At 71.7% G+C, this 13,597-nt stretch carries 10 protein-coding genes; 1 reads left to right on the forward strand and 9 read right to left on the reverse strand.

The genetic code is table 11. From position 1 onward, the window contains the following. Nucleotides 1-168: 168 nt before the first annotated feature. The 5 genes from RPQ07_RS34760 to pgm form a co-directional block, all read right to left on the reverse strand. On the reverse strand, nt 169-936 hold the full coding sequence (locus RPQ07_RS34760; RefSeq protein WP_313948232.1) for a hypothetical protein: 768 nt from the start codon (nt 934-936) through the stop codon (nt 169-171). A 278-nt stretch (nt 937-1,214) separates the two neighbouring features. Further along, nucleotides 1,215-2,483, reverse strand: a complete 1,269-nt coding sequence (locus tag RPQ07_RS34765) for a helix-turn-helix domain-containing protein (RefSeq protein ID WP_313948233.1) — start codon at nt 2,481-2,483, stop codon at nt 1,215-1,217. A gap of 105 nt (nt 2,484-2,588) precedes the next feature. After that, nucleotides 2,589-5,603 (reverse strand): helix-turn-helix transcriptional regulator, encoded by a 3,015-nt coding sequence (locus RPQ07_RS34770; protein WP_313948234.1) that lies wholly within the window; start codon nt 5,601-5,603, stop codon nt 2,589-2,591. 213 nt (nt 5,604-5,816) lie between these two features. After that, nucleotides 5,817-6,767, reverse strand: a complete 951-nt coding sequence (locus RPQ07_RS34775; RefSeq protein ID WP_391841058.1) for an alpha/beta hydrolase family protein — start codon at nt 6,765-6,767, stop codon at nt 5,817-5,819. Between the two features lie 336 nt (nt 6,768-7,103). Then, entirely contained in the window at nt 7,104-8,744 is a 1,641-nt protein-coding gene (pgm, locus tag RPQ07_RS34780; protein WP_313948235.1) for a phosphoglucomutase (alpha-D-glucose-1,6-bisphosphate-dependent), read from the reverse strand. A gap of 243 nt (nt 8,745-8,987) precedes the next feature. On the opposite strand from pgm, the gene RPQ07_RS34785 reads away from it, so the two are divergent. Further along, nucleotides 8,988-9,479 carry an MSMEG_6728 family protein gene (locus RPQ07_RS34785; protein ID WP_313948236.1) on the forward strand — a complete coding sequence of 164 codons (492 nt, stop codon included), beginning with the start codon at nt 8,988-8,990 and terminating at the stop codon, nt 9,477-9,479. 28 nt (nt 9,480-9,507) lie between these two features. Here RPQ07_RS34785 and RPQ07_RS34790 read toward each other — a convergent pair whose 3' ends face one another. The 4 genes from RPQ07_RS34790 to RPQ07_RS34805 all read right to left on the reverse strand — a co-directional run bounded on the left by RPQ07_RS34790 (nt 9,508) and on the right by RPQ07_RS34805 (nt 13,571). After that, entirely contained in the window at nt 9,508-10,113 is a 606-nt protein-coding gene (locus tag RPQ07_RS34790) for a TetR/AcrR family transcriptional regulator (protein ID WP_313948237.1), read from the reverse strand. 113 nt (nt 10,114-10,226) lie between these two features. Then, a complete protein-coding gene (locus RPQ07_RS34795) occupies nt 10,227-11,090 on the reverse strand; it encodes a 3-hydroxybutyryl-CoA dehydrogenase (RefSeq protein ID WP_313948238.1) in 864 nt (287 codons plus the stop codon). A gap of 85 nt (nt 11,091-11,175) precedes the next feature. Next, nucleotides 11,176-12,345: an acyl-CoA dehydrogenase family protein gene (locus RPQ07_RS34800; RefSeq protein WP_313948239.1), complete on the reverse strand. Its 1,170-nt coding sequence runs from the start codon at nt 12,343-12,345 to the stop codon at nt 11,176-11,178. A 53-nt stretch (nt 12,346-12,398) separates the two neighbouring features. Further along, nucleotides 12,399-13,571 (reverse strand): acyl-CoA dehydrogenase family protein, encoded by a 1,173-nt coding sequence (locus tag RPQ07_RS34805; RefSeq protein ID WP_313948240.1) that lies wholly within the window; start codon nt 13,569-13,571, stop codon nt 12,399-12,401. Nucleotides 13,572-13,597 lie beyond the last annotated feature (26 nt).

Here is a 13,597-nt window from a genome sequence, read left to right on the forward strand (position 1 = left end):
CGCCTTTCCTTGTGCGGCGGACGTTCTGAACGCACTGATACGGAGACGAACGGGTGATGCGGGAGACGGTGGTACGAGAGAGGTGACGGTGAAACGGGATACGGCGCTGCCGTGGCCGCCTTTCCAGCCGGCCACGGCAGCGCGCTACTTCACGTGCGAGTCATACCATCAGGCGGCGTTGGCGCCGATCGAGCCACGGCGACGCAGCATGTACGCGCCGGCACCGAGACCACCGAGGAGCAGAACCGTGCCCGCGGCCGCGCCACTGCCGGAGACCGCGAGGCCGCCACCGCCGGTGTGCACGCCACCCTGCGGCTTGTCGTGCTTCCACGACTTGTCCTCGTCGCTCTTGCTGTAGCCGCTGTCCTTCTCCTCGCCCTTGTCCTTGTCCTTCTCCCAGTCGTCGTTCGACACCGTGGCGAGCGCGCCGCCGCCGGTGTGGACGCCGCCCTTCGGCTTGTCGTGCTTGCCGGAGTCGTCGTCGTCGTGCTTGGAGGAGGAGTCGTAGTCCTTGTCCTTGTCCTTGTCCTTGTCCTTCTCCCAGTCGTCGTTCGACACCGTGGCGAGCGCGCCGCCGCCGGTGTGGACGCCGCCCTTCGGCTTGTCGTGCTTGCCGGAGTCGTCGTCGTCGTGCTTGGAGGAGGAGTCGTAGTCCTTGTCCTTCTCCTTGTCCTTGTCCTTGTCCTTCTCCCAGTCGTCGTTCGACACCGTGGCGAGCGCGCCGCCGCCGGTGTGGACGCCGCCCTTCGGCTTGTCGTGCTTGCCCGAGTCCTCGTCGTCGTGCTTGGACGAGTCGTCGTGGTGGTCGCTGCTCGAGGAGGAGCCCTTGTCCTTCTCCCAGTCGTCGCCGAACGTCATGGCGTACGCGGACGGCGCCGAGATCGAGAGGGCCGCCGTGACAGCGGCCGAGGCGAGCAGAATGCGGGCAGAGCGCATGAGAGGGTCCTTCCGCCGCTACTACGTAGGCTGACACATCGTCCGCTCAGGGGTCCGCAGTGGCGACATGATCTACCGTCAGACGAATGCGGCATTCCCACCACTGGAGAGATCGGTTCGGGAGCCGCTTCTTGACCCCTTCGAGTGGAGTGGGCCCGATGTTCACCCGGTGGGCGGCACGCCACGCCGAGGGCATGTTTCGCCGTTCGTGACGCCCTATGGGGCGCTGCCTCCTTTTCGGCGCCCTCAGCGGTCCCGCCCCCCGACCCTGTCTGTCCTCAGTCGCGCAGCAGGCGCCGTGCCGTGAGGGCCAGCGTGAACTCGACGACGTCGGCAGGACGGGTGAGGGACCGTCCGGTGAGCTGCTCGCAGCGGCGCAGCCGGTTGAGCACGGTGTTGCGGTGGCAGTAGAGCCGGGCGCCCGCGCGCTGGGCCGATCCTTCGCAGTCGAGCCAGACGGCGAGTGTGTCCAGCAGCAGGTCGCGGTCGGACGGGTCGAGCCGCAGCAGGGGACCGAGGACTCGGTCGGCGAGCGCCGTGCCGAGCGCCGGGCTCGAGACGACGAGAGCGGCCGGCAGATGTTCGTCGAGCAGTACGGTGCCGCCGCTCGCGGGACAGGCGCGCAACGCTGTCTGAGCGAGACGACGGGCGTCACCGACGGCGGCCAGGCCGTCGACGGCCGAACTGATACCGATGCGGGCGCCGGGCGGACCGGTCATGTCCTCGGTCAGCCGTGCGAGACCGCCGTCGCCGATCAGCACGATCGCGTGCTCGGCGTCGGCGCCGGTGTGCCACACCGTCCGACTGCCGGGAGCCCGGGCCGCCGGCCGCGCCCCCGCGTAGGCGGAGCTCTGCCCGCCGTCGATCAGGACGACCGCGTACCTGCCGTCCTCCGGGAGGCCGAGGGCGTCGGCCACCTCCGGCAGGTCGCCGATGCGGGTGGTGCCGTCGAGCAGCGCCGCTGTCATCACCCGCAACCGGTTCTCGCGCCGCCAGGTCAGCCGGCGCTCCACCTGCCGGTAGGCCTCGGCGACCAGGGCGCAGTGCTCGTCGACGAAGTTCCAGACATCGGCCGCCACATGCACGAGCAGCCGGACGTCGTCGGGACAGTGACGGGTCGTCTCGTCGACGAGCCCCTGCCAGACCATGCCGCCGCCGAGCCGGAAGGCGTGCAGCAACGCGTCCAGGGGCAGGCCCTGTTCGGCGCGGGCCGCGCCGATCTTCCGGGAGCAGCGGTGGGCCGCCTCCCGGTTCTCCCGCGGATCGAGCAGCGAATGGACACTGTGCCGCAGCGACCGGTGGGTCTCCTGCCACACATCGGCGGCGTCCGCCTCGATCGCCGCCCGGTAGGCGGGCTCCTGCTCCCGCAGCGCGGCCAGCAGCTGGTCGGTGAGTTCCGGCAGGCCGTCCAGCAGCACCCGGGCGGCGCGGTGGAGCACGTCGCGTGCCTCCTTGTCGACCTGCGATCGGACCCGGACCGTGCCTCGCGCGGCCGTGGCCGGAACTGCCGTGGGTACCTGGATCCGGGTTCGTACGATGTGCTGCATCGCGGCCCTCCGCCAAGGTCGACTCCGTCCGGCACACGCAGCGGAACCGCTCCGTGGCCGGGACGTTCGTTGAGTCCGAAGAATGGCATACCGTCCGGTCGGTCCCTAGGGGTCCGGACGATTCTTTTCCGCCTGGTCCACGAGGCGGGACAGCTCGACACGGGATCGGACCCCGAGAAGAGCGAAGACATTGCGCAGATGGTGGTCCACCGTGCGCGGGCTGACGGAGAGCTGGAGAGCCACCTCACGGTTGGTCGCGCCGTCCGCGACGCACCGGGCGATCCGCAGCTGCTGCGGTGTCAGACCCGCCAGGGGACCGGGCTGCTGTTCCCGCGGGCCCGCGCCGCCGGTCGCCCGCAGCTCCGCCCGCGTCTGCTCGGCCCAGAGCAGGGCACCGGAGCGTTCGAAGGCGAACAGCGCGTCCCTGAGCCGGCCCCTGGCCTCCCGCAATCGGCGCCGTCGCCGCAGCCACTTCCCGTACAGCAGCAGGGTGCGGGCGCGTTCGAAGTCGCCGCCCGCCAGTTCGTGCCGGACCAGGGCGTGCTCGTACAGCGCCTCGGTCTCCTGCGCCGAGGCCAGCAGGGCGCGGCAGCGCGAGAGTTGGGCGGGTGCCTGCGGATCCGCTCCCTGGGCCGCCCACACGGCGAACTCCTCGACCGCCGTGGCGGTGTCCTCCGGCTCCCCGGCGAGCACGGCGGCCTCGACGTAACAAGGCACCGCGAGCATGCGTACGGCGAAGTGGCCGCGCCGGTGGCCCGGCCGCACCAGCGGACCCAGCCGGGCGGCGGCGTCGGCGGCCCTGCCACGTCCCAGATCGGCCCGTGCGCGAGCCCATTCGGCGAGCGTGGCGGCCTGGGCGAGTCCGTGCGGGCCTGCGATGGCCAAGGCGGCTTCGGCATGCGCGGCGACCGCTTCGCCGTCCCCCTCGACCGATGCGGCCAGAGCCAGGATGGCGTGGTGATGGGCGACCGAGTTGCGCCGGCCGGTGCGGTGGGCGGCGCGCAGCCCCTCCTCGGCGTGGGCCCGTGCGCGGGCGTGCCGTCCGGCCCGCAGCTCGGCGTAGGCGAGGTGTTCGAGGATCTGCGGGACGAGGGGTACGAGGTTGCGTGCCCGCGCTGCCGCCAGCGCACGGGCGTTGACATGGCACGCGGCGGCGATGTTCCCGAGGACGAGGGCCGCGACACCGGCCCGTACGAGCCGCGCCGGGTCGTGATCGGTGGCGGCACGGTCGAGTACGCGCCGCAGCGGCCGCCGCGCCTCGTCGAGGCGTGCGCCGAGCGCGTGCAGCATGCCCGCCCGGTAGTCCTGGAACAGGTCGCCGTCGCCGCCGGGCCTTTCGGCACGGTCACCGGGCGCCCAGGCTGCCGGCGTGCGGAACTCCGTCGGCGAGGAGCCGGCGGCCGCGCGGGAGTCGGCCGAGGACGTCCGGGACAGCGGCGACGGGTTCGCCCCGAGACCGTCCGGGCCCGCGGTGTCCGGGACGGTCTCCGCAGACTGCCGGACGTTCCGCCACCGTGCCGGCAGTTCGGGGTGCGCACGCTCTCCGGTGGGGCTCTCCTCGCCGGGCGCGGGCGCCGTTCGAGGGGCGCCGCCCAGCGCGACGAGGCAGGCCGGAACGTCACCCGCCGACCACGCCGCCTCGGTCGCGCCGAGCCTCGCCGTCAGCATGCGCTCCTGGTCGTACGGGCCGAGCAGCGCGGCGGCCAGCATCAGGATCTCGTACGCGTCCCCCACCGGCCCGTCGTGCAATGCCAGGGTGCCGCGCACCAGTTCGGCGCAGCCCCGCACGGCGTCGTGCGCCGACTCCTGCCGCCCCGCCGCGAGCAGATCGCGGGCTCTGCCCGGGTCTCCGGCGAACCACGCATGCTCGGCGGCGGCGGTCAGCCGGGACGTGCGGGCACTGCCGGGAGGCGTGAGGCGGGCCGCGCGGCCGAAGGCGACGGACCGTTCGAGGGGCGTCGCCCGTACATCGGGGGAGTCGGCGGCGGCCGCGAGACAGGCGGCGAGAGCGGGGTCGGGACCGTCGGCGGCCAGGGCGCGGTGCAGCAGGCGCGGCAGCCGGTGGCGTTCGCCGCCGAGCACGGCCGCCAGCAGGCGATGCGCGGCACGGCGCCGGGAGAGGGCCGCACCGCTGAGCACGGCACGAAGCAGCAGCGGGTCGTCGAACCGGATCCGATTCCCGGCGCTGCGTGTCACCCCGGCTGCCTCGGCGGCATCCAGGGCAGCGGGGTCGAGGCCCGCGGCCCGGGCCGCTCGCATCAGCAGTGTCGCGTCCGCCCCGGCACCGTCCGGATCCTGCTCCTGCGCGGCGGCGACCAGAAGAAGCAACTGCCTTGTTGCTAAGGGCAGTTCATCCAGTCTGCTGCCGACGACATGCACCAGCGCGGCGCCGTCGGCGAGCGGCCTCGGTAATGGGGCGTGCCCCGCGAGCTGAGCCGCGGACAGCCGCCGGACGACGGCGAAGAGCAGGGCCGGATTGCCCATCGCCTCGTGCAGCACCGCCGCCCGTACGTCCGGGTCGGCAGGGCCACCGGTCAGTTCCTCCGCCAGCTCGTCCACCAGGGTCGCCGCGGCCTCCTCCGCCAGAGGACCGAGGCGAACGACCGGGAGACCCGCGAAGTCCGCGGCGTCCGCCCGGTGTGCGGCCACCGACATCAGCAGCCCGACGGCCGGCAGCGAACCGGCGCGCCGGGCGGCGTATCCCAGAGCCGCGCGCGATGCGGCGTCCCACAGATGTGCGTCGTCGACGCAGACGAGGAGGGGTTCACGGGCATCGCCGCGCCGCAGGGCATCGAGGAGCCCGGTGGGCGAGGTGCACGCGGGCGGTACCTCGCCCGGTGGGTCGAGCTGCGGGGGAGCGCCGGCCAGGAGCGAATTCACCCCGCTGTACGAGAGGTCGCGCTCGGCCCGCGCCGCCCGGACCTGCAGTACCGTCCCGGCATCGGTGTCGCGAACGGCCCGCTCCAACAGGGCGGTTCGCCCGAGACCCGGCTCCGCGGCAAGCACCAGCGCCGCGCCTCGCCCGGACCGGACCCGGTCCGCCAGGGCGGCCAGGGCCGCCAGTTCGGTGGTGCGGCCGTAGAGCCGCAGAGAGTGTCGTGCGGGCGTCCTTCCGGTCACACCGTCACGTTACGGCCGTGTCACCCAGGGCGGAAACCGTGAGTCCGCGGGCCACTCGCTCCCGCTTCGGCCCTCTGAGCTGCAAGAACGGTACGCCGGGACGGCATCGGCCGGCTCCATCCGTGGGGCGGCTCCCAAGGATGTCGCGCCACGGCTGTGCGGCGGCACAGGCCGGTGGCGGCCGAGGGACGCGGCCGCCACCGGTGGTGTCCGTCAGGAGGTGTGCGGGCAGTTGCCGCGGTACTCCTCGATGGTCAGGCTCGGACGGGGGAGCGGGCAGAGGAACTGCTCGAAGCGGGTGTCATTGTCGATGAAGCGCTTGAGCCACGAAATGCTGTACTTCGCGATCGTCGTGTTGGACGAGTTCGGCGTGAAGTGGGAGGCGTTGTTCAGCTCCAGATACGCCTTGTCGAGCGAGGACGGCAGGGACGTGTAGAACGGCTCGGAGTGCGAGGAGACCGGTGCGATCGTGTCGCCGTCCGCCCCCACGACGAGCGTGGGCGTCCTGAGCTCGGGCCAGGACTTGTCGAGGTTCCAGCCGGTGAGCGGTATCGCGGCCTGAAGCGACGGGCGGCTCTTGGCCGCCTCCAGCGTGCCGCCGCCGCCCATCGAGTGGCCCATGACACCGAGTCTGCTGCTGTCGATCCGGGTGCGGACGGTGCTGCGCTGGGTCAGGTGGTCGAGGGCCGCGAGGAGTTGCCGGCCGCGGCTGTCGGGCTGGTCGAGGGTCGTCAGGGTGTCGATGGTGAAGACGACGAAGCCCTGGGAGGCCAGGCGCGGGCCCAGCCAGGCGATGGACGACTGGCTTGCGGTGTAGCCGGGGGAGATGGCGATGGCGCCGAACGTCCCGTCGGCGGTGGACGTCGGGTAGTAGATGGTGCCGCCGCCGAATCCGCTGACGCTCAGCGACGACACGGTGGTCTGCGACACGGCGTACGACCCGCGCGATGCCTCGATGCTCGCGGTGGTGGGGGCGGGACCGCGTTCGTAGGGATTGTCGGCGGCCTGCGCGCCCGGGGTCAGGGCGGTGCCGAGTCCTACGGCGACCAGGGCCGCCAGGGCGGCCGTCCACCGACGGGAGCGGGGCCTGCCGTCCTGGTGGGGAGCCCCGGACGGGGCGCGGCCGAGGTGCGGGTGGGGGGTGGCGCGGTTGCTCTGCTGCACGACGGAGTCGTCCTCTCGGTCGTGGCGACCGCTCAGGCGGACCTCTCCGGGACCCGGCGCCGGGCCGGGTGCGGCTGCCGGTGGGTCCGCGTGGCATCGCCGTATTCGCTGGCGGTGCCACTGTCACGGCGTCTCCACCCGTGCGGCATCGGTGTAATCACCGGTCTTGGCGTCCTCGGCCGGGCGCCGGTCCGGGCTCTGCCGGCATGGCGGACCATCGCAGGCGGCGCCGACCGCCGAAGTGGAGGGACGGCGCTTGCAGCAGACTCGTCGGAGCGCCGGAGGGGATCGACCCGGGGGATCAGCCGCAGGGACGCGGCTGACCCCGCAGGGACATCAGCTGTTCAGAGCCGCGGACACCACCGAACGGGCCTCCTCCTGGACACGGGCGAGGTGGTCCGGGCCGAGGAACGACTCGGCGTACACCTTGTAGACGTCCTCCGTGCCCGAAGGGCGGGCGGCGAACCAGGCGTTCTCCGTGGTCACCTTGATGCCGCCGATCGGCGCGCCGTTCCCGGGCGCCTCGGTCAGCACGGCGGTGATCTGCTCGCCGGCGAGCGAGTCGGCGGTCACCTGCTCGGGCGAGAGCCGGCCGAGCACCGCCTTCTCCTCCCGGGTCGCGGGCGCGTCGACCCGTGCGTAGGCCGGTTCACCGAACCGCTCCGTCATCGCGGCGTAGTGCTCGCTCGGCGTACGCCCCGTCACGGCAAGGATCTCGGACGCCAGCAGCGCCAGGATGATGCCGTCCTTGTCGGTGGTCCACACCGAGCCGTCGCGGCGCAGGAAGGAAGCGCCCGCGGACTCCTCGCCGCCGAAGCCGATGCTGCCGTCGGCCAGTCCGTCGACGAACCACTTGAACCCGACGGGTACCTCGACCAGTTCGCGGCCGAGTTCGGCGGCCACACGGTCGATCATGCTCGACGAGACCAGCGTCTTGCCCACGCCCGCGCCGGCCGGCCACTGCTCGCGGTTGGCGTAGAGGTACGAGATCGCTGTGGCCAGGTAGTGGTTGGGGTTCATCAGCCCACCGTCCGGGGTGACGATGCCGTGCCGGTCGGCATCGGCGTCGTTGCCCGTCGCGATCCCGAACCGGTCGCGTCCCTCGATCAGCGACGCCATCGCGTAGGGCGACGAGCAGTCCATCCGGATCTTGCCGTCCCAGTCCAGCGTCATGAACCGCCAGGTGGGATCCGTCCGCGGGTTGATGACCGTCAGATCGAGGCGGTGCTCCTCGGCGATGCGGCCCCAGTAGGCGACCGACGCGCCGCCCAGGGGGTCGGCGCCGATGTGCACCCCCGCGGCGCGCACGGCGTCCAGGTCGACCACCGACGGAAGATCGCGCACATAGGACCCCAGGAAGTCGTACCGTCCCGTCGTCGGAGCCGCCAGCGCCCGGGCGTAGGGGATCCTGCGGACGTCCTTCAGGCCCCCCGTGATGATCTCGTTGGCGCGCTCCTGGATCCATCCGGTCGCCTCGGAGCCGGCCGGACCACCATTGGGCGGGTTGTACTTGAAGCCGCCGTCCGCCGGGGGATTGTGCGAGGGCGTGACCACCACACCGTCGGCGATCTTCGAGGTGCGTCCGGCGTTGTGCGCCAGAATCGCGTGCGACACCGCCGGGGTGGGGGTGTATCCGTCCGCGGTGTCGAGGAGCACCGTCACGTCGTTGGCCGCGAAGACCTCGATCGCGGTCACCCGCGCAGGTTCCGACAGCGCGTGGGTGTCCGTGCCGAGGAACAGCGGCCCGTCGATGCCCTGCCGGGCCCGGTACTCGCAGATCGCCTGGCTCGTCGCGGCGATGTGGTCCTCGTTGAACGCGGTCGAGAGGGAGGACCCGCGATGCCCCGACGTCCCGAAGGCGACCCGCTGGGCCGGATCGGCCGGATCGGGATGCAGGGCGTAGTAGGCGGTCACCAGCCGGGCCACGTCGATGAGATCCTCCGGCCGCGCCGGCTGTCCCGCGCGCTCGTTCGGCATTCGCCCACTCCTCCATGTCGACCGGTGTCCTACGGGCCATGATCGCGCGCGGAGGGCGATTCCTCCGGCTGCGGCTCGGCCCGGTCCTTCATGTGGGGCATGCCCAGCGCGCGCCGGGACATCCGTTCCGCACGGCGATTGCCGGCGCTCGGGCGGGCCGGTGGCCGGTTGCGCCTCCGTCGCCGGGGGAGGAGATCAGCGCGCGGTGCGTGAAGGCGTGGCCCCGCACGGTATGCACCTTCTATGCAGACCTTCCTGCCCCATCCCGGATTCTCGGAGTCCGCCGAGGCTCTCGACCAGCGGCGCCTCGGCAAACAGCGCGTCGAGGCGCTCCAGGTCCTGCGCGGGCTCACCGTGCCGGGCTACGGATGGCGGCACCACCCTGCCGTGCGCATGTGGACGGGGTACGAGGAGGCCCTCGTCCGGTACGGACTGGAGATGTGCCGCGTGTGGACCGACGCGGGACGGAACGACACCTGTGCCGTCACCATGGTCGACGACTTCCACGCCGTACGCCCGGATGCCGCCGTACGCTCCCAGGAGGAACTCGCCTCGGAGGGCGATCTCCCGCCCTGGCTCGGGAATGAGGCGTTCCACCGCAGCCATCGTTCGGCGCTGCTGCGCAAGGACCCCGACTTCTACCGCGAGCTGTTCCCGGACGTGCCGGACGACCTGCCGTACGTATGGCCGAGCTCCGACCGCGACCCCGAAGCCACCGATCAGCCGCCGACCTGAGGACCGGACCGAGGCACCCGCGACGGCGTCAGAGCGCCGGGAATTCCGGGCCCGTTCCGAGCGCGGCGGCGGCCGCTCCCCAGATCGTCGCCTGTGCGCTGTCCAGATCGACCTTCGGGTCACCCAGCATCAGCCGGATGCCGAAACCGTCGCACAGCGCGAGCAGCAGGGTGCTCGTCGCGTCGATGTCGCAGTCGGTGAACTCTCCGGAGTCGATACCGCGCTTGATCGCCTGGCCGACCCAGGTGTGCAACTGGTCGTAGAGGTCGACGGCGAGGTGCTGCGCCGCCTCGTCCCGCAGGGCCCTCACCCACAGCTCCTGCCACAGCCGCCAGTCCTGCCGCAGCTCCGGATCCGTCGGGAGCAGGCTGTGCAGAATCCGCGCCAGCACGACCGATGCGGGCACCGAATCGGCGTCCCGCTCCAGCTCGGTGCCCGTCTGGGCGAAGGAGTGCGTCATCGCTTCCGTGAACAGCTTCTCGCGGTTCTCGAAGTGGTAGTGCAGCAGCGCCGTCGAGACACCAGCGTGCTCGGCGACCATGCGCATCCGGATCTTCTCGAAACCGACCTCGGCGATCACTTCGCACGCCGCGGCGAGAATCCGCTCACGTGTTTCCCGCGTGCGTTCTGCCATGGCCACGTTGCTGCTCCCCGCGTCGTCCGGTGCCGGTCCCGGCGGGCCGCCCGTCGGCCGCGCCGGCTTCCATCTTCGCGTACGGCCGAGCATGACCGCCCGGGGCCGGGCCGTCATGGGCGGTACGTGTGGAACCCCCTGCCCGACTTCCGGCCGAGCAGGCCCGCCTCCACCATCCGGGCCAGCAGCGGGGGCGGTGCGTAGAGGGGCTCCCGGAACTCGTCGTACATCGACTCCGCGATGGCCTGGGTGGTGTCCAGCCCGATGAGGTCGGTCAGCGCGAGCGGCCCCAGGGGATGAGCGCAGCCCAGCGTCATACCCCGGTCGATGTCCTCGGCCGACGCCGTGCCCGACTCCACCATGCGCACGGCGGCCAGCAGATACGGGACGAGCAGGGCGTTGACGATGAACCCGGCCCGGTCCCTCGCCCGGACGACCTGTTTGCCGAGTACCTCCGAGGCGAACTCCTCCGCACGCAGCGCGGTGCTCCCGGCCGTCAGCAGGGACGGCACCAGCTCCACCAGGGGCAGCACCGGCACCGGGTTGAAGAAGTGCAGGCCGACGACGTGCTCCGGGCGGGTGGTGGCCGCAGCGAGCCGGATGACGGGGATGGAGGAGGTGTTGGTCGCCAGGATCGCGTCCTCGCGCAGCACGGTCGCGTCGAGGCGTGCGAACACCGCCAGCTTGGCGGCCTCGTCCTCGGCCACCGCTTCCACCACCAGGTCCCGGTCCGCCAGCCGGTCCATGTCCGCGGTCGTGGTGATGTGCGCCAGTGCCGTGTCCCGGCCCTCCGCGTCGGTCTTTCCGGCGGCCAGGGCCCGGTCCAGCGAGGCGATGATGCGCCGTCGCCCGGCATCGGCGGCCGCGTCGTCCGACTCGACCACGACGACGTCCCGGCCGGCGCGTGCGCACACCTCGGCGATACCGGAGCCCATCAGACCGCAGCCGACGATCCCGACCCGCTCGATGCCGTCCATCTGTCCTCACTTCTCTCGGGGATGCGAGATCTCTCGGGGTGCGGAGGAGGTCCCGTGCCGTCGGACACGGGACCTCCCCGGGCCGTCAGGCGGACGGGATCTGGAGAACGCCCGTGCCGCGCTTGATGAGTTCGCCCGCGATGATGAGGCGCTGGATCTCGGAGGTGCCTTCCCAGATGCGGTCGACGCGCAGTTCGCGGTAGAGGCGTTCGACGGGGTAGGAGCGGTCGTAACCGCGTCCGCCGAAGATCTGGACGCACCGGTCGATGACACGACCGGCCGCCTCACTGGCCGACAGCTTGGCGATGGCCGCCTTGGCGTGCAGGGTCTTGCGGTCCGCCAGACCCTGGTCCACCTCCCAGGCCACCTGGTGCGTGTAGGCCCGGTTGACGGCGATGTCTACGGCGCAGTCGGCGAGCATGCCCTGGATGAGCTGGAAGTCGGCGATACGGGAGCCGAACTGGCGGCGTTCGACGGCCCAGTCCCGGGCCAGTTCGAGCGCACGCTCCGCCGCGCCCGTCGTGCGCGCCGCGATCATCAGCCGCTCCTCGGTGAACCAGGACCGGGTGATGTCGTACCCCTCGCCGATGCCACCGAGCACGGCGTCCTCGGAGACGCGGACATCGGAGAAGGTGAACTCGGGGTGCTCGTAGACGAAGGTGTGCATGAAGCGCGGCACCCGCGTCATCTCGACGCCCGGAGTCTCCTTGTCGACGAGGAAGAGCGTCGGAGCGCCGTCCTCGCCGGCCGCGGCCAGCACGATGATGAAGTCGGCGTGGTCGCCCACGGTGACGAACCACTTCTCGCCGTTCAGCACCCAGCCGTCCGCCGTGCGCGTTGCCGTCGTCCTGAGGTTCTGCGGGTCCGACCCGGCCTCCGGCTCGGTCACCGCGTAGCAGTCACGGCGCTGACCCCGGATCACCGGCACGAGGTAGCGCTCGCGCTGCTCGGGCGTGCAGAAACGCAGCGCGTTGGCGGGACGCCACACCATGTCCCACAAGGCGCCGGTGAGCCGGCCGAGCTCCTCCTGCACGGTGGCCTGCTCCAGGATCGTGAGCCCGGCCCCGCCCCACTCCGCCGGCATGTTGACCGCCTGAAGACCGCAGTCCAGCACGGCGTCGCGGATCTCCGCGTGGGCCTGCGCGGGCAGGCCGTTGTTCGCCTCGCAGTCGAGCTCGTACTTCATGATGAACTCGGTGAGCCCTCGCGCGGAGCTCCTGAGCTCCTCCTGACGGGCGGTGAGACGGAAGTCCATGGTGTTCCTCTGTGTTCGGCGGTCGGTGCGTACGCGGGCAGAAGCGGGGGGCGTCAGTGCAGGGGAAGGGCGAGCGCCTGGGTACCGCGCTTGATCAGCTCGTTGGCGATGATGAGGCGCTGGATCTCGGAGGTGCCTTCCCAGATGCGGTCGACGCGCAGTTCGCGGTAGAGGCGTTCGACGGGGTAGGAGCGGTCGTAGCCGCGTCCGCCGAAGATCTGGACGCAGCGGTCGATGACACGTCCCGCCGCTTCACTCGCCGCGAGCTTCGCCGTCGACGCCTTGGCGTGCAGCGTCTTGCGGTCGGTGAGCGGCTGGTCGGCCTCCCAGGCCACCTGGTGCGTGTACGCACGGCAGACCGCGATGTCGACGGCGCAGTCGGCGAGCATGCCCTGGATCAACTGGAAGTCGGCGATGCGGGAGCCGAACTGGCGGCGTTCGACGGCCCAGTCCCGGGCCAGTTCGAGCGCACGTTCCGCCGCCCCCGTCGTGCGCGCCGCGATCATCAGCCGCTCGTCGGTGAACCACTCCTTGGTCAGGTCGTATCCGTTGCCCACCCCGCCGAGCACGTCCTCGTCCGGGACGAAGACATCGGTGAAGACGAACTCGGGGTGGCCGTTGACCGCGGAGTGCATGAAGCGCGGCACCCGTGTCATCTTCACCCCCGGCGCCTGCTTGTCCACGAAGAAGAGCGTGGGCGCACGTTCGGGGCCCGCGTCCGCCTGCACCAACAGGAAGTCCGCGATGTCGCCGCAGGTCACGAACCACTTCTCGCCGTTGAGCAACCAGCCGCCGTCGGTACGGTCGGCGGTGCTGGTGCCCGAGCCAGGGTCCGACCCCGCCCCTGGTTCGGTCACCGCGAACGCGTCGAAGCGCTCACCACGGATCACGGGGAGCAGGTACTTCTCCCGCTGTGCCTCGGTGCCGTACGCGAGGACGTTGGCGGGCCGCCAGGGAATGTCCCAGAGGCAGTTGGTGACCTTCCCGAACTCCTCCTCGACGATGACCTGATCGAGCAGGGACAGTCCCGCACCGCCCCATTCGGCGGGCATGTTGATCGCGTAGACGCCGGCGTCGATGGCGGCACGGGTCAGTTCGCGGACGGTCTCGGCGGGCAGCGGCCCGCCGGCCTGCTCGGACTGGTCCTCGTACTGCATCAGCAGCCGGGAGTAGGCGGCGGACCGGGCCTTGAGGTCGGCCTGTTCGGGGGTGTAGCGGAACTCCATGGTGGTGTCCTCCGGGAGGGGTGGGT

Source organism: Streptomyces sp. AM8-1-1, from assembly GCF_032229325.1.
GTDB classification, from domain to species: Bacteria; Actinomycetota; Actinomycetes; order Streptomycetales; family Streptomycetaceae; genus Streptomyces; species Streptomyces achmelvichensis.